General features: G+C 65.3%; 22 protein-coding genes. 14 read left to right on the forward strand and 8 right to left on the reverse strand.

Features of this window, described 5'->3' with window-relative positions; all coding sequences use genetic code 11:
* Positions 1-12 precede the first annotated feature (12 nt).
* The 5 genes from ACOAPY_RS19760 to pilG form a co-directional block, all read right to left on the reverse strand.
* Positions 13-876, reverse strand: coding sequence for a CheR family methyltransferase (locus tag ACOAPY_RS19760; protein ID WP_465156879.1), 864 nt, complete (start codon positions 874-876; stop codon positions 13-15).
* Positions 877-944: 68 nt separating this feature from the next.
* Complete coding sequence (locus ACOAPY_RS19765) at positions 945-2987, reverse strand: methyl-accepting chemotaxis protein (RefSeq protein ID WP_465154447.1); 2043 nt, start codon at positions 2985-2987, stop codon at positions 945-947.
* 83 nt (positions 2988-3070) lie between these two features.
* Complete coding sequence (locus ACOAPY_RS19770) at positions 3071-3607, reverse strand: chemotaxis protein CheW (RefSeq protein WP_021698992.1); 537 nt, start codon at positions 3605-3607, stop codon at positions 3071-3073.
* Positions 3608-3656: 49 nt separating this feature from the next.
* Positions 3657-4022 (reverse strand): twitching motility response regulator PilH, encoded by a 366-nt coding sequence (pilH, locus tag ACOAPY_RS19775; RefSeq protein ID WP_043216118.1) that lies wholly within the window; start codon positions 4020-4022, stop codon positions 3657-3659.
* Positions 4023-4067: 45 nt separating this feature from the next.
* On the reverse strand, positions 4068-4475 hold the full coding sequence (gene pilG / locus ACOAPY_RS19780) for a twitching motility response regulator PilG (RefSeq protein ID WP_021698994.1): 408 nt from the start codon (positions 4473-4475) through the stop codon (positions 4068-4070).
* A gap of 223 nt (positions 4476-4698) precedes the next feature.
* Between pilG and gshB the strand changes: the two genes are divergently transcribed.
* From gshB to ACOAPY_RS19815, 7 genes are all read left to right on the forward strand, one after another.
* Complete coding sequence (gene gshB, locus ACOAPY_RS19785) at positions 4699-5658, forward strand: glutathione synthase (RefSeq protein ID WP_465154448.1); 960 nt, start codon at positions 4699-4701, stop codon at positions 5656-5658.
* Between the two features lie 87 nt (positions 5659-5745).
* Positions 5746-6648 carry an energy transducer TonB gene (locus tag ACOAPY_RS19790; protein WP_076427411.1) on the forward strand — a complete coding sequence of 301 codons (903 nt, stop codon included), beginning with the start codon at positions 5746-5748 and terminating at the stop codon, positions 6646-6648.
* 52 nt (positions 6649-6700) lie between these two features.
* Positions 6701-7267 carry a YqgE/AlgH family protein gene (locus ACOAPY_RS19795; RefSeq protein ID WP_465154449.1) on the forward strand — a complete coding sequence of 189 codons (567 nt, stop codon included), beginning with the start codon at positions 6701-6703 and terminating at the stop codon, positions 7265-7267.
* Positions 7264-7689, forward strand: a complete 426-nt coding sequence (gene ruvX, locus ACOAPY_RS19800; protein WP_465154450.1) for a Holliday junction resolvase RuvX — start codon at positions 7264-7266, stop codon at positions 7687-7689. The genes ACOAPY_RS19795 and ruvX overlap by 4 nt, the downstream gene beginning before the upstream one ends.
* 18 nt (positions 7690-7707) lie before the next feature.
* Complete coding sequence (pyrR, locus tag ACOAPY_RS19805; RefSeq protein WP_076427405.1) at positions 7708-8214, forward strand: bifunctional pyr operon transcriptional regulator/uracil phosphoribosyltransferase PyrR; 507 nt, start codon at positions 7708-7710, stop codon at positions 8212-8214.
* A gap of 9 nt (positions 8215-8223) precedes the next feature.
* Positions 8224-9225 carry an aspartate carbamoyltransferase catalytic subunit gene (locus tag ACOAPY_RS19810; RefSeq protein ID WP_076581161.1) on the forward strand — a complete coding sequence of 334 codons (1002 nt, stop codon included), beginning with the start codon at positions 8224-8226 and terminating at the stop codon, positions 9223-9225.
* On the forward strand, positions 9225-10496 hold the full coding sequence (locus tag ACOAPY_RS19815) for a dihydroorotase (RefSeq protein WP_465154451.1): 1272 nt from the start codon (positions 9225-9227) through the stop codon (positions 10494-10496). Before ACOAPY_RS19810 ends, ACOAPY_RS19815 begins: the two co-directional genes overlap by 1 nt.
* A 55-nt stretch (positions 10497-10551) precedes the next feature.
* Here the strand turns inward: ACOAPY_RS19815 and ACOAPY_RS19820 are convergent, their stop codons facing one another.
* Positions 10552-10950: an NINE protein gene (locus ACOAPY_RS19820; RefSeq protein ID WP_465154452.1), complete on the reverse strand. Its 399-nt coding sequence runs from the start codon at positions 10948-10950 to the stop codon at positions 10552-10554.
* Between the two features lie 148 nt (positions 10951-11098).
* Here ACOAPY_RS19820 and ACOAPY_RS19825 point away from each other — a divergent pair, with 148 nt between their 5' ends.
* Together ACOAPY_RS19825 and ACOAPY_RS19830 are read left to right on the forward strand one after the other, a co-directional pair.
* Positions 11099-12310 (forward strand): putative DNA modification/repair radical SAM protein, encoded by a 1212-nt coding sequence (locus ACOAPY_RS19825; protein WP_465154453.1) that lies wholly within the window; start codon positions 11099-11101, stop codon positions 12308-12310.
* Positions 12310-13194, forward strand: a complete 885-nt coding sequence (locus tag ACOAPY_RS19830) for a TIGR03915 family putative DNA repair protein (RefSeq protein WP_465154454.1) — start codon at positions 12310-12312, stop codon at positions 13192-13194. Before ACOAPY_RS19825 ends, ACOAPY_RS19830 begins: the two co-directional genes overlap by 1 nt.
* Here ACOAPY_RS19830 and ACOAPY_RS19835 read toward each other — a convergent pair.
* Together ACOAPY_RS19835 and pilT are read right to left on the reverse strand one after the other, a co-directional pair.
* The gene (locus ACOAPY_RS19835; protein WP_076581171.1) at positions 13148-14293 is read right to left on the reverse strand and encodes a PilT/PilU family type 4a pilus ATPase; all 1146 of its coding nucleotides are present in this window, start codon (positions 14291-14293) and stop codon (positions 13148-13150) included. The genes ACOAPY_RS19830 and ACOAPY_RS19835 overlap by 47 nt on opposite strands.
* A 57-nt stretch (positions 14294-14350) precedes the next feature.
* Positions 14351-15385, reverse strand: a complete 1035-nt coding sequence (pilT, locus tag ACOAPY_RS19840; protein ID WP_076581173.1) for a type IV pilus twitching motility protein PilT — start codon at positions 15383-15385, stop codon at positions 14351-14353.
* A gap of 72 nt (positions 15386-15457) precedes the next feature.
* Between pilT and ACOAPY_RS19845 the strand changes: the two genes are divergently transcribed.
* The 5 genes from ACOAPY_RS19845 to ACOAPY_RS19865 all read left to right on the forward strand — a co-directional run bounded on the left by ACOAPY_RS19845 (position 15458) and on the right by ACOAPY_RS19865 (position 20018).
* Entirely contained in the window at positions 15458-16150 is a 693-nt protein-coding gene (locus ACOAPY_RS19845; RefSeq protein ID WP_465154455.1) for a YggS family pyridoxal phosphate-dependent enzyme, read from the forward strand.
* 13 nt (positions 16151-16163) lie between these two features.
* Positions 16164-16982 carry a pyrroline-5-carboxylate reductase gene (gene proC, locus ACOAPY_RS19850; protein ID WP_465154456.1) on the forward strand — a complete coding sequence of 273 codons (819 nt, stop codon included), beginning with the start codon at positions 16164-16166 and terminating at the stop codon, positions 16980-16982.
* 9 nt (positions 16983-16991) lie between these two features.
* The gene (locus ACOAPY_RS19855; protein WP_076581180.1) at positions 16992-17585 is read left to right on the forward strand and encodes a YggT family protein; all 594 of its coding nucleotides are present in this window, start codon (positions 16992-16994) and stop codon (positions 17583-17585) included.
* A 1-nt stretch (position 17586) separates the two neighbouring features.
* The gene (locus ACOAPY_RS19860; RefSeq protein WP_076581182.1) at positions 17587-17883 is read left to right on the forward strand and encodes a DUF167 domain-containing protein; all 297 of its coding nucleotides are present in this window, start codon (positions 17587-17589) and stop codon (positions 17881-17883) included.
* A gap of 146 nt (positions 17884-18029) precedes the next feature.
* Positions 18030-20018 (forward strand): dynamin family protein, encoded by a 1989-nt coding sequence (locus ACOAPY_RS19865; protein WP_465154457.1) that lies wholly within the window; start codon positions 18030-18032, stop codon positions 20016-20018.
* Positions 20019-20035 lie beyond the last annotated feature (17 nt).

The following is a 20035-nucleotide window of genomic DNA, read 5'->3' on the forward strand; positions in this document are numbered from 1 at the left end:
GTCATTCTTGTCTTAGCCCTTGCGGGTGAACGCCAGAACCCGCTCGTCGGCCACCGGCACCAGGTCCGGATGCTGCCAACCGACCACTTCCCCAACCCCGACCACCAGCATCCCCCCCGGCGCCAGGCGCTCGGCCAGGCGGTTGAGGATTTCGCGGCGGCGCCAGCGGCGGAAATAGATCAGCAGGTTCTGGCAAAAGATTACGTCCATGCCGGACTGTGGCGCCTTGGCCAGCTCCAGCACATTCAACCGGGCGACGCAGACACGCGCCGCCAGGTCAGGCACCACTTGATAACGACCATCGGCCTGGGCGAGGAAGTAGCGCTCGCAAAGGTCGCTGTCCATCTGTTCCAGCTTGCGCGCGCTGTAGAGCGCCTCGCGCGCCTTGTTCAACACATTCAGACTGATGTCGGTTCCGGTGACGCCGAACTGTCGCTCGCTACCCAGCTCGCGCAGCACCTCGGCGGCGCAGATCGCCATCGAGTAGGGCTCCTCGCCGCTGGAGCAACCGACGCTCCACAGGGCCAGGGGGTGTTGCTGTTCATCGGTGGCCAGGCGGCCGCGCAGGTAACTCTCCAGCACCTCGAAAGACGGGCGGTGGCGAAAGAAACGGGTCTCCTGCACGGTCAGGCGGTCCAGCAAGGCCGACCACTCCACCGCACCGCGCGGGCCGTCGGTGACCTGACGGAAGTAGCTGGCGTAATCGCCGACGCCCAGTTCACGCATGCGCGCGGTCAGGTTGGTCTGCAGAAAGGCCCGGCGCTGCTCGTTGATCACCACGCCAGTGCGCTCTTCCAGCAGGGCCTGCCAGTCGCGAAACTCCGCCTGCGACATGTCGGCCAGAGGCTTCAAGGCCCAGACGCCGCTTGGCTGCATGCCGTGCCCCTCGCTCATGGCCGAATGCCCCGGGCAGCGACCCTCTCAGGCCGCTGCACCTCCCCAGATCAAGCCTGGCCGTCCGGCAGGGTGAAGCCGGATACCGAACGACGCATCTCACTGGCCATCTTGGCCAGGTTACCAATGCTCTTGGCGGTAGCGGTGGTACCTGCGGAGGTCTGCGAGGTGATCTCCTGAATCACGTTCATGGTGTTGGAGATGTGGCCGGCCGACGAAGCCTGCTGGCGGGCGGCGTTGGAGATGTTCTGGATCAAGGCCGCAAGGGTCTTGGATACCTTCTCGATCTCCTCCAGTGCCACACCGGCGTCCTGCGCCAGACGAGCACCGCGGACCACTTCGGAGGTGGTCTGCTCCATGGAGATTACCGCTTCGTTGGTGTCGGTCTGAATGGTCTTAACCAGCGCCTCGATCTGCTTGGTCGCGGCGGAGGAACGTTCTGCGAGGCGCTGTACTTCGTCCGCTACCACGGCGAAGCCTCGACCCGCGTCACCGGCCATGGATGCCTGGATCGCAGCGTTCAATGCGAGGATGTTGGTCTGGTCGGCAATGTCGTTAATCAGGCTAACGATGTCACCGATCTCCTGGGACGATTCACCAAGGCGCTTGATCCGCTTCGAGGTGTCCTGGATCTGTTCACGGATGTTATCCATGCCGGTGATGGTGTTGTGCACCACCTCGTTACCCTTGTTGGCGATGGCTACGGAACGTTCCGCTACCGCGGAGGATTCCGCGGCGTTCGCCGATACCTGGTCAATCGACACGGCCATTTCGTTGATCGCCGCGGAGGCGCCAGCAATTTCCTGGGCCTGGTGCTCGGAAGCCTCGGCCAGGTGCATCGCGGTAGCCTGGGTTTCCTGGGCGGCGGCGGCCACCTGCACGGCGGTCTGGTTGATCGTCGCTACCAGGTCACGCAGCTGGTCGATGGAGTAGTTGATGGAGTCCGCGATCGCACCGGTGAAGTCCTCGGTTACGGTCGCGGCCACAGTCAGGTCACCGTCGGCGAGGTCGGCGATTTCGTCGAGCAGTCGCAGAATCGCCGCCTGGTTACGTTCGTTCTTCTCGGCGGTGGAGGTCAGTCGACGGTTGGTCTCGCGCACCATCACCAGACCGATGAGAATGATCGAGGCCAGGGCCAGGGCACCCAGCACATAACCGGCGATGGTGTTGAAGTAACGGCCATCGGCCAGGTTCTCGAACTCGGTGGCCAGACCGGAGGTCCTGTCCAGCAGGGTTTGCGAGCCGGTGAAGATGGTGTTGGCGGACTCACGGACCTGGAAAAGTTCCGGAGAGGTTTCCAGAATCTCGTCCACCGAGCCGGAAACGAACTGGAACAGCTCGGAAATCTCGGCCAGACGCTCCAGGGCGTCCTCGTCGGTCACCTTGGAGATCTCCATGGCGCTGTTGCCTTCGATCATCGCCTTGAGCACGCGGCCGAACAGGCTGGCGTCACGACCGAACATGTCGGCGGCCTGTACCGAGTCCTGGTCACCAGCCAGCACCTTGTTCACCGAGCCGAGGATACGTTCTGCCAGCAGCGACTGGCGCTGAGCCACGGAGACCTGGGCGGCAGGCGCGCCGCTTTGCAGCAGGATGTCGACGACTTCCTCGTACTCGACCTGCAGCTGCGGAATGGTTTCGGCGAGGGTCGCAGCTACCTGGTGCAGCGACAGTACGGTCTGCTCGCTCTGCAGGATGGCGTCCGCGTTCTGCCGCAGTACGTCCCAGTCCTTCTGTACCTCATCCATCTGTGCCTTGACCGACTCGGGGGCAGCCGGCAGGCCACTGGCCTCGTTGCCCTTGGTCAGGAAACCCCAGCGCTCTTCGAAGTCACGACGCGCTTCCTTGAGCTGCGGGAAGGCCTCTGCCTTGCCGGTCGCCGCTTCGGTGGCGTTCTTCGCGATACGCTGGGACAGCACGCGCAGTTCGCCCGCGTGGCTGATGTATTCCTTGTCGTAGCCCGACTGGGTGTTGAGGTAGGCGAAGTTGGCGAACAGCAACACGATGGAAATGATCAGGACCACGAAGAGTCCGGCGATCAGCGTGTTACTGCGCACACCTGCCAAGAGATTGCCTGCATCGAGTTTTTTCATTATTTGGCCCCCGCCTGGACCGACCGCACAACGATTTCCATGTAACGCCAAAGGGCCGGCAAGTGCCGACCCAACCGAAAAGCTTATACCGCCACGTCGAGAAAGCCCTGGTGCTGAGCCAGCGCATGCGGGCTGAACACCAGCCAGGGGCGTTCGCGCTGGAACACCCCATGGATGAACGGAGCAATCGCGGCCTCAAGGGGCGGCAACTGCTCGGAGAAGGTATCGACCGGGAAGTGCTGCATACCGAACACCTCGTCGACCGTCAGGCCGGCGAACACCTCATTGTGGTCCACCACCAGCACCCGGCGCTGCTTGCGCAGGGGCGACAGTTCGCCACCGAAGAAGCCACAGAGGTCCATCACCGGCAGCAGGCGACCACGCACGTTGGCCACCCCCTTGACCCAGTTCTTCACACCCGGCAACAGCGTGTGACGTGGCTCATGCAGCACTTCGCCGACTTCACCCATGGGCGCCACGAAATAACGCTCGCCCATGCGAAAACCGATGCCACTCCAGGTCTGCACCGTCTGCTGCTGCGACGGCAAACCGGCAGCCAGCGTACGGCAACGCTGGTCGAGAGCAACGAGGAGCTGGAAGGGAGATTGCGCGTCCGACATGCCGACCTTGGTCTGTTCTTCTTATATGTGGCTACGGACTGGCGCGGCGTTAGCCGGCCAGCACCGCGTTGAGGGTCTTCATTAGCGTGTCTTCGTCGACCGGCTTGGTCAGGTAGTCACGCGCGCCCTGGCGCTTGCCCCAGACCTTGTCGGTCTCCTGATCCTTGGTGGTGACGATGATCACCGGGATGTGGCTGGTTTCGGCGTCCTTGGTCAGCTGACGGGTCGCCTGGAAGCCATTGAGACCGGGCATGACGATATCCATCAGCACCGCATCGGGCTTTTCCTGGCGCGCCAGCGCTACGCCGTCGGCACCATTCTCCGCCTTGAGTACCTGATGACCATGCTTCTCGAGCATGGCGGTCAGTTTGTACATCTCGGTCGGCGAGTCATCAACAATCAGAATACGAGCCATGAAGTTCCCCATTCGGAATAGGCATCGCCGGCTTGTGGCCGGCTATCAGGAGGCTTGCTCCACCGGGACGAATTCGGGCACATGCGCCTTGATGGCGCCAAGCAGCTCTTCCTTGCTGAAAGGCTTGGTCAGGTACTGGTCGGACCCGACGATGCGCCCCTTGGCCTTGTCGAACAGACCGTCCTTGGAGGACAGCATGATCACCGGGGTGGATTTGAAAGCACTGTTGTTTTTGATCAGGGCACAGGTCTGATAGCCGTCGAGGCGCGGCATCATGATGTCGACAAAGATGATGCTCGGATGCGTATCGGCAATTTTGGCCAGTGCATCGAAACCGTCTACCGCAGTGATGACCTCGCAACCCACCTTCTTCAGCAGAGTCTCGGCGGTGCGACGAATCGTTTTCGAATCGTCGATCACCATGACCTTCAAACCCTCGGAATGCTGTTCCATGTCTGCCCTACCATCGCCTCGGTGAGTCATTTGTTTTATCTATACAGCACAGTGTGGCTGAGGCCGTAACACTACGGGCTGCGACCCGATCGTCCGGACTTTTTAGCACACTCTCCTGATGCAATCTATAAGCCCCTAATACTCGGGGTTTTTCTTGACCGGCGGCGCCCTGCGGCGCCACCCTTGCGTCTCTCTTCGCCCCACCTGAAGCAGGTTTCACCCCATGAGCATTCGCCTGGGGATCGTCATGGATCCCATCGCCCAGATCAACTTCAAGAAGGACAGCTCGCTGGCCATGCTCCTGGCTGCCCAGGCCCGCGGCTGGTCGCTGTTCTATATGGAACAGCGCGACCTCTATCAGAGCGCCGGCCAGGCCCGCGCCCGGATGGCCGCACTGACTGTCTTCAACGACCCGCAGCGCTGGTTCGAACTGGAGGAGGAGAAAGACGCGCCACTGGCCGATCTGGATGTGATCCTGATGCGCAAGGATCCGCCCTTCGACAACGAATTCGTCTACTCCACTTACTTACTGGAGCAGGCCGAACGCGACGGCGTACTGGTGGTCAACCGCCCGCAGAGCCTGCGCGACTGCAACGAGAAGCTGTTCGCTACCCAGTTCCCTCATTGCATGCCGCCTACGCTGGTCAGCCGCAGGGCCGACATTCTGCGCGAGTTTGCCGAAGCGCAGCGTGACATCATTCTCAAACCCCTGGATGGCATGGGCGGTTCTTCGATCTTCCGCCACCGCGCCGGCGATCCCAACCTCTCGGTCATCCTCGAGACCCTCACCGCCCACGGCACCCAGCAGATCATGGCGCAGGGCTACCTCCCTGCGATCAAGGATGGCGACAAGCGCATCCTGATGATCGACGGCGAACCGATACCCTACTGCCTGGCGCGCATCCCGGCTCAGGGCGAGACGCGCGGCAACCTGGCCGCCGGTGGCCGCGGCGAGGCGCGACCGCTGACCGAGCGTGATCGCTGGATCGCCGCCGAGGTCGGGCCGGTGCTGCGCGAGAAAGGTCTGTTGTTCGTTGGTCTGGACGTGATCGGCGAGCATCTCACCGAGATCAACGTGACCAGCCCGACCTGCATCCGTGAAATCGACAAGGCCTTCGACACCCGCATCGGCGAACGCCTGATGGATGCCATCGAGGCCAAGCTTGCCGCGCGCAAAGCTTGATCCAGGTGGCAGCTTGGCGCTTGCGGCTTGCAGGCGCCCAGCTCTAGCCGGCAGACTGCGCGGCAATTCGATTTGCGCCCCAGTCCGATGAATGCAGCACTGAAACCTCCAGCCGAACTGACCAGCTCCGGCATCCGCCCTGCGGATCGCCTGGGCTTCACCCTGTTCGTCGCCACCCTGCTGCACCTGGCGCTGATCCTCGGCGTCAGCTTCACCCTGGCCAAGCCCGGCGAGATCAGCAAGACCCTGGAAATCACCCTGTCCACCTTCAAGAGCGAGGAGAAACCCAAAGAGGCGGATTTCCTCGCCCAGGACAACCAGCAGGGCAGCGGTACCCTGGAGCACAAGGCGGCGCCCAAGACCACCGAACAGGCGCCGTTCCAGGACAGCAAGGTGAACAAGGTCACTCCGGCCGCTGCGCCGCAGCCGACCCAGCGCAAGGAGGCCGTCGCCACCAAGACCGCGCTGACCACCAGCAAACCGCAGCCGCAGAAGGCACCGACCAAGCAGAAGGAAGAAGAGCCGCAGCCCGACGCCCAGCAGGCGCCGATCTTCGACACCACCCAGCTATCCGCCGAGATCGCCAGCCTGGAAGCGCAACTGGCGCAGGAGCAGCAGCTCTACGCCAAGCGCCCGAAGATCCATCGCCTCAACGCCGCCTCGACCATGCGCGACAAGGGCGCCTGGTACAAGGACGAGTGGCGCAAGAAGGTCGAGCGCGTCGGCAACCTCAACTACCCCGAGGAGGCCCGCCGCCAGCGCATCTACGGCAGCCTGCGCATGCTGGTGTCGATCAACCGCGACGGCACCCTTTACGAGGTGCAGGTCCTCGAATCCTCCGGCCAACAGGTGCTGGACCAGGCTGCCCTGCGCATCGTCCGCCTGGCCGCCCCCTTCGCCCCCTTCACCGGCGATCTGGCAGACATCGACCGCCTGGAAATCATTCGCACCTGGCGCTTCGAGCGCGGCGACCGTCTGTCCAGCAACTAGTGCGCGCATCGCACGCTTGAAGACGGCGCCGTCAGGGTCGAAACTAGCGACCATGAAAACCGCTCCCAGCTACCTCAAGCATCACTTCCTGATCGCCATGCCGCACATGGCCGATCCGAACTTCGCGCAGACCGTCACCTACCTGGTGGAGCACAACGAGCAGGGCGCCATGGGCCTGGTGATCAACCGCCCCAACGGCCTCAACCTGGCCGACGTGCTGGAGCAACTGCGCCCGGACGAGCCACCACCCGCCCTGTGCCAGAGCCTGCCGATCTTCGCCGGCGGGCCGGTGCAGACCGACCGCGGCTTCGTCCTGCACCCAGCAGGACACAGCTTCCAGGCCACCCTGGAGCTGGGCGAACTGGCCCTGTCCACCTCGCAGGACGCCCTGTTCGCCATCGCCGATGGCCATGGCCCGAGCAGACACCTGATCACTCTCGGCTACGCCGGCTGGGAAGCCGGCCAGCTGGAGACCGAACTGACCGAGAACGCCTGGCTGACCTGCCCGGCCGACAGCGACATCCTCTTCGACACCCCCTTCGACCAGCGCCTGTCCGCCGCCGCCGCGCGCTTAGGGATCAACCTCAGCCTACTCACCGCCCAGGCCGGCCACGCATGAGCGCCACGCCACGCCTGCTGCTGGGCTTCGACTACGGCACCAAGCAGATCGGCGTCGCCGTCGGCCAGGCCATCACCGGCCAGGCCCGCGAGCTGTGCGTGTTCAAGGCGCAGAACGGCGTGCCGGACTGGCAGCAGGTCGAGGCACTGATCAAGGAGTGGCAGCCGGACGCCATCGTTGTCGGCCTGCCGCTGAACATGGACGGCACGCGCAGCGAAATGAGCGAGCGCGCCGAGAAGTTCGCCCGCCGCCTCAACGGCCGCTTCAACCTGCCGGTGCACACCCACGACGAGCGCCTGACCACCTTCGAGGCCAAGGGCCAGCGCCTGGCCCAGGGCCAGCGCGGCGGCTACCGCGAGCGCCCGGTGGATGCCCTGGCCGCCGCCCTGCTGCTGGAAGGCTGGCTGGAACAGAACCTTTAACGATTGCGAGGACTGCCGATGAACCTGCCCGATCCCCAACAGCTGCTGCCACGCATGGCCGCTGACCTCAAGGCGCTGCTGGCGCGCCGCGGCGTGGCCCAGGCCCACTTCATCGGCATCCGCACCGGTGGCGTGTGGGTCGCCGAGGCGCTGCTGCGTGAACTGGGCCTGGACCAGCCGCTGGGCACCCTGGACGTGTCCTTCTACCGCGATGACTTCACCCGCAGCGGCCTGCACCCGCAGGTCAAGCCCTCGCAGCTGCCGTTCGAGATCGAGGACCAGCACCTGGTGCTGATCGACGACGTGCTGATGAGCGGGCGCACCATCCGCGCCGCCCTCAACGAACTGTTCGACTACGGTCGCCCGGCCAGCGTGACCCTGGTCAGCCTGCTCGATCTGGATGCCCGCGAGCTGCCGATCCACGCCGACGTGCTCGGCGCCACCCTCGCCCTGGCCCCCGAGCAACGGGTAAAATTGTCCGGCCCCGCGCCGCTCACCCTTGAGCTGCAAAGCCTTTCCGCCTAGGAATACCCCATGCCCATCGACGCCAAGCGCTCGCTGCAGCTCAACGACCAGGGCCAGCTGCGCCACTTCCTCTCGCTCGACGGCCTGCCCCGCGAGCTACTCACGGAAATCCTCGACACCGCCGACTCCTTCCTCGAAGTCGGCGCCCGCGCGGTGAAGAAGGTCCCGCTGCTGCGCGGCAAGACCGTGTGCAACGTGTTCTTCGAGAACTCCACGCGCACCCGTACCACCTTCGAGCTGGCGGCCCAGCGCCTCTCGGCCGACGTGATCAGCCTCAACGTGTCGACCAGCTCGACCAGCAAGGGCGAAACGCTGTTCGACACCCTGCGCAACCTCGAAGCCATGGCCGCCGACATCTTCGTCGTACGCCATGCCGACTCCGGCGCCGCGCACTTCATCGCCGAGCACGTGTGCCCGGACCTGGCGATCATCAACGGCGGTGATGGCCGCCATGCGCACCCGACCCAGGGCATGCTCGACATGCTGACCATCCGCCGGCACAAGGGCAGCTTCGAGAATCTCTCGGTGGCGATCGTCGGCGACATCCTGCATTCGCGGGTGGCGCGCTCGAACATGCTGGCCTTGAAAACGCTGGGCTGCCCGGACATCCGCGTGATCGGACCGAAGACCCTGCTGCCGGTCGGCATCGAGCAGTACGGTGTCAGCGTGCACCACAACCTGAGCGAGGGCCTCAAGGACGTCGACGTGGTGATCATGCTGCGCCTGCAGCGCGAGCGCATGCAGGGCGGCCTGCTGCCCAGCGAAGGCGAGTTCTACAAGCTCTACGGCCTGACCGAGCAACGCCTCAAGCTGGCCAAGCCGGATGCCCTGGTGATGCACCCGGGCCCGATCAACCGCGGCGTGGAAATCGAGTCGGCGGTGGCCGACGGTCCGCAGTCGGTGATCCTCAACCAGGTCACCTACGGCATCGCCATCCGCATGGCCGTGCTGTCGATGGCCATGAGCGGCCAGGCCGCCCAGCGTCAACTGAATGCCGAGGAGCAGAACTGATGCGTAGCCGAATCCTCGGAGCCCGGGTGATCGACCCGGCCAGCGGCCTGGACCAGGTCCGCGACCTCTATCTGGACGGCGGCAAGTTGGCCGCCTTCGACCAGGCACCGGCCGGCTTCGCCGCCGACCAGGAGATCGACGCCCGCGGCCTGATCGCCAGCCCCGGCCTGGTCGACCTGTCGGTGGCCCTGCGCGAGCCGGGCTACAGCCGCAAGGGCAATATCGCCAGCGAGACCCTGGCGGCCGCCGCCGGCGGCGTCACCAGCCTGTGCTGCCCGCCGCTGACCAAGCCGGTGCTGGACACCCCGGCCGTGGCCGAGCTGATCCTCGACCGCGCCCAGGAAGCCGGGCACACCAAGGTGTTCCCGATTGGCGCGCTGACCAAGGGCCTCGCCGGCGAGCAGCTGGCCGAGCTGGTCGCCCTGCGCGACGCCGGCTGCGTCGCCTTCGGCAACGGCCTGGCACCGCTAGCGGGCAACCGCACCCTGCGCCGCGCCCTGGAATACGCCGCCACATTCGACCTGACTGTGGTGTTCCACGCCCAGGATGCCGACCTGGCTGCCGGCGGCCTGGCCCACGAAGGTGCCACCGCCAGTTTCCTCGGCCTGGCCGGCATCCCGGAAACTGCCGAGACCGTGGCCCTGGCCCGCGACCTGCTGCTGGTCGAGCAAAGCGGCGTGCGCGCCCACTTCAGCCAGATCACCAGCGCCCGCGGCGCCGAGATGATCGCCAACGCCCAGGCCCGTGGCCTGCCGGTGACCGCCGACGTGGCGATGTACCAGCTGATCCTCACCGACGAGGCGCTGCTCGGCTTCTCCAGCCTCTACCACGTGCAACCGCCGCTGCGCACCGCGTTCGACCGTGACGGCCTGCGCGAGGCGGTGAAGAACGGCGTGATCGGCGCCATCGCCAGCCACCACCAGCCGCACGAGGCGGATGCCAAGCTGGCCCCCTTTGGCGCCACCGAACCGGGCATCAGCAGCGCCGAGCTGCTGTTGCCGCTGGCGTTGACCCTGGTGCAGGACGGCCTGCTCGACCTGCCGACCCTGCTCGCCCGCCTCACCAGCGGCCCGGCCAAGGCCCTGCGCCTGCCCGCCGGACGCCTGGCCGTGGGCGCGCCGGCCGACATCACCCTGTTCGACGCCGCAGTTCAGACCCTGGCCGGCGAGACCTGGCGTTCGAAGGGCGGCAACTGCCCGTTCATCGGCCACTGCCTGCCCGGCCAGGTACGCTACACCCTGGTCGACGGGCGCATCAGCTACCAGAGCTGAACGGTACGAGCACAAAAAAGCCCGCCAATCGGCGGGCTTTTTCTTGTGTCCTGATTCAGGCTCGCGAAGCGTTCTTGATCGACACCTGGGTGTTCAGCGTCCAGAAGTCATAGAGCACGCCGAGCAGGAACAGGCCACCGGTGAACAGGTAGATGATCCCGGTGATCCACTTGCCCTGGTACATGCGATGGACACCGAACACGCCGAGGAAGGTCAGCAGTATCCAGGCCACGTTGTAGTCGGTGTCGCCGGCGGTGAAGCGCAGGTCCGCCTCGCGGTCCATGCTCGGGATCAGGAACAGGTCGATGATCCAGCCGATGAAAAACAGGCCCAGGGTGAAGAACCAGATGGTCCCGGTCACCGGCTTGCCATAGTAGAAGCGGTGGGCGCCGAGAAAGCCGAAGATCCACAGCAGATAACCGATGACCTTGCTGTGCTTGTCCTGTCGTTGCATGCCTGCCTCCTGCGATTAACGTCGTTGTACTGACCGCGCACTCTACGCAAGGTTGCCCTGCGGGCGAAATCCCTTGCGTTACAACTTCCGTCTTGCGACTCGTGGCCTCGCGAAATACTGTATATAAAAACAGTTATCGAGTTGCACCATGCAGTTGATCGACAAGCTCACCATTCTCGCCGATGCCGCCAAGTACGACGTGTCCTGCGCCAGCAGCGGCGCCCCCAAGCGCAGCTCCAAGGGCAAGAGCGGGCTGGGTGCGACCAACGGCATGGGCATCTGCCACAGCTTCACGCCGGACGGGCGCTGCGTGGCGCTGCTGAAGATCCTGCTGACCAACTTCTGCCTGTACGACTGCCAGTACTGCGTCAACCGCCGCTCCAGCGACGTACCGCGCGCACGTTTCACACCCGAGGAGGTCGTCACCCTGACGCTCGACTTCTACCGGCGCAACTGCATCAGCGGCCTGTTCCTCAGCTCGGGCATCATCCGCTCCGCCGACTACACCATGGAGCAGCTGGTGCGCGTGGCCAAGCTGCTGCGCGAGGAACACCAGTTCCGTGGCTATATCCACCTGAAGACCATCCCCGACGCCGACCCGCTGCTGATCGCCGAGGCCGGCCGCTACGCCGACCGCCTCAGCGTCAACATCGAGCTGCCCACCGAGAGCAGCCTGATCCGCCTGGCGCCGGAGAAGCAGGTGGGCACCATCAAGCAGGCCATGCACTCGATCCACCAGGGCGAGAGCGAGGCGCGGGTGGAAAAGCGTGCCCCGCGCTTCGCCCCGGCCGGGCAGAGCACGCAGATGATCGTCGGCGCGGACGCCACCGACGACAGCACCATCCTGCACACGGCACAGTCGCTGTACGGCGCCTACCGCCTGCGCCGGGTCTACTACTCGGCGTTCAGCCCGATTCCGCACAGCCCCAAGAGCGTGCCTTTCGAGGCGCCGCCGCTGCTGCGCGAACACCGCCTGTACCAGGCCGATTTCCTCCTGCGCGGTTACGGCTTCAGCGCTGGCGAACTGCTCAGCGGCCCCGGCAATCTGGCGCTGGACATCGACCCCAAGCTGGCCTGGGCACTGAACCATCGCGAGCATTTTCCCGTCGACCTCAATCGCGCCGAACCGGCCCTGATCGCGCGCGTGCCTGGCATCGGCGTGCTCAGCGCCAAGCGCCTGGTGGAGCTGCGCCGGCACAAGCGCATTCGCTACGAGGATGTCACCCGCCTGCGCTGCGCGCTGGACAAGGCCCGGCCCTTTATCGTCACCCAGGACTACCGGCCGCCGCTGCAGGAAAGCGAGTCGCACAACCTGCGCCGGCAACTGAGCGAGACGCCGGCACAGATGGCGCTCTGGTAATGCACAGCGCCCGTTTCGACGGCAGCTTCAGCGGCTGGCGCCAGGTCGCGCGCCAGTTGCTGGCACAGCGCATCGCGCCGCAGGAAATCACCTGGTGCGAGCAGGACGCCGACGACGATCTGTTCGCCCGCACACACGCCCCCACTGAGCCGCCAGCAGCCGACGCCCCGGTCAGGGTGCCGCGCCAATTGCTGGAGCTGCTGGAGCAGGCCGCGCGCTATCGCTGCGCGGAGCGCTGGAGCCTGCTCTATCGGGTGCTGTGGCGAGTATCTCAGGGCGAACGGAGCGCCATGCTGGCGGGCGATCCGGACGGCAGTGAGCTGCACCGACGGCTCAAGGCCGTACGCCGCGAAGCGCACCATTTGCATGCCTTCCTGCGTTTCCAGCCCTGTACGGACGCCGAGGGTCCTGATTTCGTCGCCTGGCACGAGCCCGCCCACGACATCCTGGCCAGTGCCAGCAGCCACTTCGCCGAGCGCATGGGCCAGCACAGCTGGCTGATCGCTACGCCGCATGACGGGGTGTATTGGGATGGCCAGCGCCTACGCCACGAACTGCGCTGTCCACCGCAGTGGCGGCAATGGGCGCAGGCGCCGGATGATCAGGGCCAGCAGCTGTGGCTGGCCTACTACGAGAGCACCTTCAACCCGGCGCGCCTGAATCGCGACGTGCTGGAGAACAATCTGCCGGTGCGCTTCTGGAAGAATCTGCCGGAGGGCCCGCTGATCCCACAGCTGATGCAGCGAGCGCGCAGTGGCGAACAACGCCACGGGCAGGCACTGGCCGTCGGCCTGCGCGCCGGCAAGGTGATTCGCCCGCGCGCGGAGGAACGCGGAACTAGCGGAAGCGCCGGCCCGGATCGTCCTCGCTCACCTGCAGGCTGAGGCCTTCGCTCATGCTGGTGAGGTGCTCGCCGTCGGTCTCCGACCCCAGCTTGATCATCAGGCGCAGGTCGTTGGCCGAGTCGGCGTAGAGCAGGGCGTCCTCGTAGGTGATCTCACCCTGGCTGTAGAGGCTGTAGAGTGCCTGGTCGAAGGTCTGCATGCCCAACTCGGTGGAGCGCTTCATCAGGCCCTTGAGCTCGTGCACCTCGCCTTTGCGGATCAGGTCGGCGGCCAGCGGGGTGTTGATCAGCACCTCGATCACCGCACGCCGGCCCTTGCCGTCCGGGGTCGGCACCAGTTGCTGGGCGACGATGGCCTTGAGGTTGAGCGACAGGTCCATCCACACCTGGTTGTGCCGGTCCGGCGGGAAGAAGTTGATGATGCGGTCCAGCGCCTGGTTGGCGTTGTTGGCGTGCAGGGTCGCCAGGGCCAGGTGGCCGGTTTCGGCGAAGGCCACGGCATAGTCCATGGTCTCGCGGGTACGGATCTCGCCGATCAGGATCACATCCGGCGCCTGGCGCAGGGTGTTCTTCAGCGCCACCTCGAAGGATTCGGTATCGATGCCGACCTCACGCTGGGTGACGATGCAGCTCTGGTGCTGGTGGATGTACTCGATCGGGTCTTCGATGGAGATGATATGGCCGCTGGTGTTCTTATTGCGGTAGCCGATCATCGCCGCCAGCGAGGTGGACTTGCCGGTACCGGTGGCACCAACGAACAGCACCAGGCCGCGCTTGGTCAGCGCCAGCTTCTTCAGCACCTCGGGCAGCTTGAGGTCGTCGATGGTCGGAATATTGGTCTCGATACGGCGCAGCACCATGCCAGCCAGGTTGCGCTGGTAGAAGGCGCTGACGCGGAAACGGCCGATACCACGGGCGCTGATGGCGAAGTTGCACTCGTGCTTCTCGGCGAACTCGCGGCGCTGCTGCTCGTTCATCACCGAGTGCACCGTCTCGCGGGTCTGCTCCGGCGACATGGGATTCTTGGTCACCGGCATGATCTTGCCATTGACCTTCATCGAAGGAGGCACGCCGGCGGTGATGAACAGGTCGGAACCACCCTTCTCCACCATCAGACGCAGCAGCTTTTCAAATTCCATCTTTCCCGCCCGTGTGTTTCGTGTGCGGCCGCCGCAAACGCGGCGGCATCGTTGTTGTTAGAAGTTTTCCGGCGTCTTGGCCTTCTCGCGCGCGGACTCGCGGCTGATCAGGCCCTTGCTCAGCAGGTTCTTCAGGCAGGCGTCGAGGGTCTGCATGCCCAGCGAACCGCCGGTCTGGATCGCCGAGTACATCTGCGCCACCTTGTCCTCGCGGATCAGGTTACGGATGGCCGGCGTGCCGATCATGATCTCGTGGGCCGCCACCCGACCACCGCCGACCTTCTTCAGCAGGGTCTGCGAAATCACCGCCTGCAGCGACTCTGACAGCATGGAACGGACCATGGATTTCTCCTCGGCCGGGAACACGTCGACCACGCGGTCGATGGTCTTGGCGGCGGAGGTGGTGTGCAGGGTGCCGAATACCAGGTGGCCGGTTTCCGCGGCGGTCAGCGCCAGGCGGATGGTCTCCAGGTCACGCATCTCGCCGACCAGGATGATGTCCGGGTCTTCCCGCAGTGCCGAGCGCAGGGCTTCGGAGAAGCCGTGGGTATCGCGGTGCACTTCGCGCTGGTTGACCAGGCACTTCTTCGACTCGTGAACGAATTCGATCGGGTCTTCGATGGTGAGGATGTGGTGATACTTGTTGTTGTTCAGGTAGTCGAGCATGGCCGCCAGGGTGGTCGACTTGCCCGAACCGGTCGGACCGGTCACCAGCACCAGGCCGCGCGGCACGTCGGTGATCTTCTTGAACACCTCGCCCATGCCGAGGTCTTCCATGCTCAGGACCTTGGAGGGAATGGTCCGGAACACGGCGCCGGCGCCACGGTTCTGGTTGAAGGCGTTGACCCGGAAGCGCGCCACGCCCGGCACTTCGAAGGAGAAGTCGGTCTCGAGGAACTCTTCGTAATCCTTGCGCTGCTTGTCGTTCATGATGTCGTAGATCAACGCGTGGACCTGTTTGTGGTCCATCGGCGGCAGGTTGATCCGTCGTACGTCACCGTCGACGCGAATCATCGGCGGCAGGCCCGCCGAGAGGTGCAGGTCCGACGCGCCCTGCTTGGCGCTGAAGGCGAGCAGCTCGGTAATATCCATGGGACTCCCCAATCGAATGCAAGCGGGTAGAATGCCGCAGACCCCTGACGGGCGGGCTATAGAGCGCAAGTAATGTCCACCATAGCAGAGAATATTGCAAAGGTTCGCGAGCGTATCCGTGAGGCGGCGCAAGCCTCGCAGCGTGATTCGCAGAGCGTCGGCCTGCTCGCCGTGAGCAAGACCAAACCCGCCGCTGCGGTGCGCGAGGCTCACGCCGCCGGGCAACGCGACTTCGGCGAGAACTACCTGCAGGAAGCCCTGGCCAAGCAGGCCGAGCTGAGCGACCTGGATCTGGTCTGGCACTTCATCGGCCCCATCCAGTCGAACAAGACCAAGCTGATCGCCGAGCATTTCCAGTGGGTGCATTCGGTGGACCGCCTGAAGATCGCCCAGCGCCTGTCCGAGCAACGTCCGGCGCACCTGCCGCCGCTGAACATCTGCCTGCAGGTGAACGTCAGCGGCGAGGCCAGCAAATCCGGCTGCACGCCGGAAGAACTCCCCGCGCTGGCACAGGCGGTTACACAACTGCCCGGGCTGCGCCTGCGCGGATTGATGACAATCCCCGAACCGAGCGATGACCCGCAGGCTCAGCGCGCGCCCCTGGCGCGCCTGCGCCAGCTGCGTGATGAGCTGCACGCCGACCTCGACACACTCTCCATGGGCATGAGCCAAGACCTGGAAGCGGCCATCGCCGAAGGTGCCACCTGGGTCCGCATCGGCACCGCGCTGTTCGGTGCCCGCGACTACGGCTCGCCCTCCCTATAAAGGAAGCATCTGCATGACCCACCCGCGCATCACCTTCATCGGCGCCGGCAACATGGCCACCAGCCTGATCGGCGGCCTGCTCGCCCAGGGCATTCCGGCCAGTCACATTCGCGCCAGCGACCCGGGCGCCGAGCAGCGCGCCAAGGTGACCGCCGAGTTCGGCATCGAACTGTTCGAAAGCAACGCCGAAGCCATTGCCGGCGCCGACGTGGTGGTGCTGGCCACCAAGCCGCAAGTGCTCAAGGGCGTGAGCCAGGCCCTGGCCCCCAGCCTGCAACCGGGCCAGCTGATCGTCTCCATTGCCGCGGGCATCACCTGCGCCAGCCTCGCCAGCTGGCTCGGCGATGTCGCCATCGTGCGCTGCATGCCCAACACCCCGGCGCTGCTGCGCCAGGGCGTCAGCGGCCTGTATGCCAACGCGAAAGTCTCCGCCGCCCAGCGCCTGCAAGCCGAACAGCTGCTGTCTGCCGTCGGCCTGGCGCTGTGGCTGGACGAGGAGCAACTGATCGACGCGGTCACCGCCGTCTCCGGCAGCGGCCCGGCCTACTTCTTCCTGCTGATCGAGGCGATGACCGCCGCCGGCGAGAAGCTCGGCCTGCCGCGCGCCACCGCCGCCCAGCTGACCCTGCAAACCGCGCTGGGCGCCGCGCGCATGGCCACCGAGAGCGACGTGGAAGCCGCCGAGCTGCGCCGCCGCGTCACCTCGCCCAACGGCACCACCGAAGCGGCGATCAAGACATTCCAGGCCGGCGGCTTCGAAGCTCTGGTACAACAGGCACTGGACGCCGCCGCCCGGCGCTCCGCCGAACTCGCCGAACAACTGGGTCAATAAGGAACGTCCATGTCCGGATTCGCTGAAGCCCTCATCTATATCGTGCAGACGCTGGGCAGCCTGTACCTGCTGATCGTCCTGTTGCGCTTCATCCTGCAACTGGTACGCGCCGACTTCTACAACCCGCTCAGCCAGTTCACCGTGAAAGCCACCCAGCCGCTGCTCAAGCCGCTGCGGCGGATCATCCCCGGCTTCGGCGGCCTCGACCTGGCCTCGCTGGCGCTGGCAATCCTGGTACAACTGGTGCTGATGGTGGTGGTCATCCTGATCGCCGGCGCCAACCCGGCCAGCGTCGGCCTGCAGCTGCTGGTGTGGGCGATCATTGCGGTGACCTCGCTGTTCCTGAAGATCTTCTTCTTCGCCATGATCATCAGCGTGATCCTCTCCTGGGTCGCGCCCGGCAGTTACAACCCCGGCGCGCAGCTGGTCAACCAGATCTGCGAACCGCTGCTGGCGCCCTTCCGTCGCCTGCTGCCGAACCTCGGCGGCCTGGATATTTCGCCGATCTTCGCCTTCATCGCACTGAACCTGATCGACCGCTTCGTGATCGGCAACCTGGCCATGATGAGCGGCATGCCGGCCGTGCTCAGTCCCTTCATCTGAGGTGGGCTGGTTCCGCTGGGACGGCGAGGATCTGCTTCTCGACTGCCACCTGCAGCCGAAGGCGAGCAAGGATGAATTCGCCGGCCTGCATGGCGAGCGTCTGAAGATCCGCCTCACCGCGCCGCCGGTCGAAGGCAAGGCCAACGCCCAGCTGCTGGCCTTCCTGGCCGGCGCCTTCGGCGTGGCCAAGAGCCAGGTCAGCCTGGAAAGCGGTGAACTGAACCGGCAGAAGCGGGTGCGCATCCGTGCTCCGCGCCGGCTGCCGGAACTGCCAGGGCTGACCACTCGGTCGCCCTGAGTGACCAGCTGGCCGAAGTTGTGAAGCGCGCCGATTGACGAGCACGCGCCTCACCGCATAATGCAGGCATCTCCGGCAAAGTCATGGGCATTGTCCGGCCAAACACCCCGACCCACGCAGGATGCGCACCCGAGAGGAGAGCCAGGATGAGCATGGAACGTCTCAGCCAGCAGGTAGATGCCTATGTCGCCTGGAAGCGCGAGCTGATGCGCGAGATCACGCGCTATCGCAGCTGGCTGGCGCACAACAGGCTCGGTTCGGACGCGATGGACGCCCGCCTGGAGCGTGCCCTCAAGCTGCTGCGTACCGACCACATCACCCTGGCCTTCGTCGGCGAGTTCTCCAGTGGCAAGACCGAGCTGATCAACAGCCTGTTCTTCTCCGAATACGGCCAGCGCATGCTGCCGTCGCATGCCGGGCGCACCACCATGTGCCCCACCGAGCTGTTCTTCGACCCGCGCTCGGAGCGCTCCTACATCCGCCTGCTACCCATCGAGACGCGCATGACCGACGCCAGCGTGGCGCAGTTCAAGCGTATTCCGCGGCACTGGGTGAACATCCCGCTCGACGCGAGCGACCCGGACAACATGGCCCTGGCCTTCGCCCAGGTGGCCAAGACCAAACCCATGCCGGTGGAACAGGCGATCCAGCTCGGCTTCCTGCCGGACATGCTGGAGCCGGCCGGCAAGCCCGGCCAGGTGCTGGTGCCGGCCTGGCGACATGCCATGGTCAACTTCGATCATCCACTGCTGCGCCAGGGTCTGCGCATCCTCGACACGCCGGGCCTCAACGCGCTGGGCAGCGAGCCCGAGCTGACCCTGTCGATGCTGCCGAGCGCCCAGGCGATCCTCTTCCTGCTGGCCGCCGACACCGGCGTCACCGCCAGCGACATGGCGATCTGGAACGAGCACATTCGCCAACTCGATGACGACACCCAGGCCAGCCTGTTCGCCGTGCTGAACAAGATCGACGTGCTGTGGGACGACCTGGCCGGCGAGGAGTACGTGCAGAAGGCCATCGGCCTGGTGCGCAACAGCACCGCCAAGCAACTCGGCATCCCGGCCGCCAGCGTACTACCGCTGTCGGCCAAGCAGGCACTGATCGCCAAGGTGCGCAAGGACGAGGAACTGCTCGCGCGCAGCCAGCTGGCCGACCTGGAACAGCTGCTGTGCGAGCGCATCGTCGCGCAGAAGGAACGCCTGCTCGAAGAGCGCGTGGTCAACCAGGTGCTGGCCCTGCTCAACAACAGCCAGCATGTGCTCAACCTGCGTCTGGAGAAGGTCCGCGAGCAGCAGGCGCTGCTCAGTCACCACCAGCACGACAACGGCCAGCTGCTGTTCGAGCTGACCGCCAAGACCAAGGAAGACCACGCCCTGCACCACAAGCGCCTGCTGGGCCTGAAGACCAACCAGCGCCTGCTCAAGCGCCAGGGCGACCTGCTGCGCATCGCTGTGCGCCCGGAGCGCCTGGAGGAACACCTGACCCAGGTGCGCCAGGGCCTCAGTGGCAGCTGGACCACCCTCGGCATCAACCAGGCCATCGTACAGTTCTTCCGCAGCGTCGAGCACGACCTCGGCAACCTGGCCCAGGAAGCCGAGATGGCCAACAAGATGGTCGCCGCCATCTACCGCCGGCACAACGAGGAAAATCCGCTGCACGGAGTCGATGCGCCGCAGTTCAACAGCCAGCGCTACCAGCGCGAGCTCAAGCAGCTGCGCAACAAGGCCGACCAGTTCCGCCTGCAGCTCAAGACCCTGCTCACCGAGCAGCGCAGCCTGACCAAGCGCTTCTTCGCCACCCTGGTGCAGGAAGTCATGGGCCTGCACCAGCGTCTGCGCGCCGAGGCCGAGCAGTGGGCGGGCGATGCCCTGATGCCGCTGATGCAGCACACCCTGGAACACAAGCAGATGCTGGAAACCCACATGCTGCGCCTCAAGGCCCTGGCCCAGGAAACCCAGCAGGCGCGCCAGCGCGGCCAACAGCTGGCCGGTTACCTGGCCACGCTGGAAACCCAGCTGGCCCAGGCTGGCGAGATGCTTCGCGTGCTGCGTCGCCCGGCGCCGATCCAGCGCCAGGGCAAGGTGGTCAGCCTGCCAACGGCGGCACGCTCGCAGGGCGGCGCCGATAGCGCCTGAAAGCCTCTGGATTCAGG

This window comes from Pseudomonas stagnisoli (assembly GCF_048595745.1).
GTDB classification, from domain to species: Bacteria; Pseudomonadota; Gammaproteobacteria; order Pseudomonadales; family Pseudomonadaceae; genus Aquipseudomonas; species Aquipseudomonas alcaligenes_A.

Excerpts from the sequence above, each read along its gene's own strand:
- gshB (WP_465154448.1), top strand. The coding sequence starts at position 4,699 with ATGAGCATTCGCCTGGGGATCGTCATGGATCCCATCGCCCAGATCAAC.
- pyrR (WP_076427405.1), top strand. The coding sequence starts at position 7,708 with ATGAACCTGCCCGATCCCCAACAGCTGCTGCCACGCATGGCCGCTGAC.
- ACOAPY_RS19810 (WP_076581161.1), top strand. The coding sequence starts at position 8,224 with ATGCCCATCGACGCCAAGCGCTCGCTGCAGCTCAACGACCAGGGCCAG.
- pilT (WP_076581173.1), bottom strand. The coding sequence starts at position 15,385 with ATGGATATTACCGAGCTGCTCGCCTTCAGCGCCAAGCAGGGCGCGTCG.
- ACOAPY_RS19825 (WP_465154453.1), top strand. The coding sequence starts at position 11,099 with ATGCAGTTGATCGACAAGCTCACCATTCTCGCCGATGCCGCCAAGTAC.
- ACOAPY_RS19865 (WP_465154457.1), top strand. The coding sequence starts at position 18,030 with ATGAGCATGGAACGTCTCAGCCAGCAGGTAGATGCCTATGTCGCCTGG.
- pilG (WP_021698994.1), bottom strand. The coding sequence starts at position 4,475 with ATGGAACAGCATTCCGAGGGTTTGAAGGTCATGGTGATCGACGATTCG.
- ACOAPY_RS19760 (WP_465156879.1), bottom strand. The coding sequence starts at position 876 with ATGCAGCCAAGCGGCGTCTGGGCCTTGAAGCCTCTGGCCGACATGTCG.
- ACOAPY_RS19815 (WP_465154451.1), top strand. The coding sequence starts at position 9,225 with ATGCGTAGCCGAATCCTCGGAGCCCGGGTGATCGACCCGGCCAGCGGC.
- proC (WP_465154456.1), top strand. The coding sequence starts at position 16,164 with ATGACCCACCCGCGCATCACCTTCATCGGCGCCGGCAACATGGCCACC.
- ACOAPY_RS19795 (WP_465154449.1), top strand. The coding sequence starts at position 6,701 with ATGAAAACCGCTCCCAGCTACCTCAAGCATCACTTCCTGATCGCCATG.
- ACOAPY_RS19830 (WP_465154454.1), top strand. The coding sequence starts at position 12,310 with ATGCACAGCGCCCGTTTCGACGGCAGCTTCAGCGGCTGGCGCCAGGTC.
- ruvX (WP_465154450.1), top strand. The coding sequence starts at position 7,264 with ATGAGCGCCACGCCACGCCTGCTGCTGGGCTTCGACTACGGCACCAAG.
- ACOAPY_RS19835 (WP_076581171.1), bottom strand. The coding sequence starts at position 14,293 with ATGGAATTTGAAAAGCTGCTGCGTCTGATGGTGGAGAAGGGTGGTTCC.
- ACOAPY_RS19770 (WP_021698992.1), bottom strand. The coding sequence starts at position 3,607 with ATGTCGGACGCGCAATCTCCCTTCCAGCTCCTCGTTGCTCTCGACCAG.
- ACOAPY_RS19765 (WP_465154447.1), bottom strand. The coding sequence starts at position 2,987 with ATGAAAAAACTCGATGCAGGCAATCTCTTGGCAGGTGTGCGCAGTAAC.
- pilH (WP_043216118.1), bottom strand. The coding sequence starts at position 4,022 with ATGGCTCGTATTCTGATTGTTGATGACTCGCCGACCGAGATGTACAAA.
- ACOAPY_RS19845 (WP_465154455.1), top strand. The coding sequence starts at position 15,458 with ATGTCCACCATAGCAGAGAATATTGCAAAGGTTCGCGAGCGTATCCGT.
- ACOAPY_RS19820 (WP_465154452.1), bottom strand. The coding sequence starts at position 10,950 with ATGCAACGACAGGACAAGCACAGCAAGGTCATCGGTTATCTGCTGTGG.
- ACOAPY_RS19790 (WP_076427411.1), top strand. The coding sequence starts at position 5,746 with ATGAATGCAGCACTGAAACCTCCAGCCGAACTGACCAGCTCCGGCATC.
- ACOAPY_RS19855 (WP_076581180.1), top strand. The coding sequence starts at position 16,992 with ATGTCCGGATTCGCTGAAGCCCTCATCTATATCGTGCAGACGCTGGGC.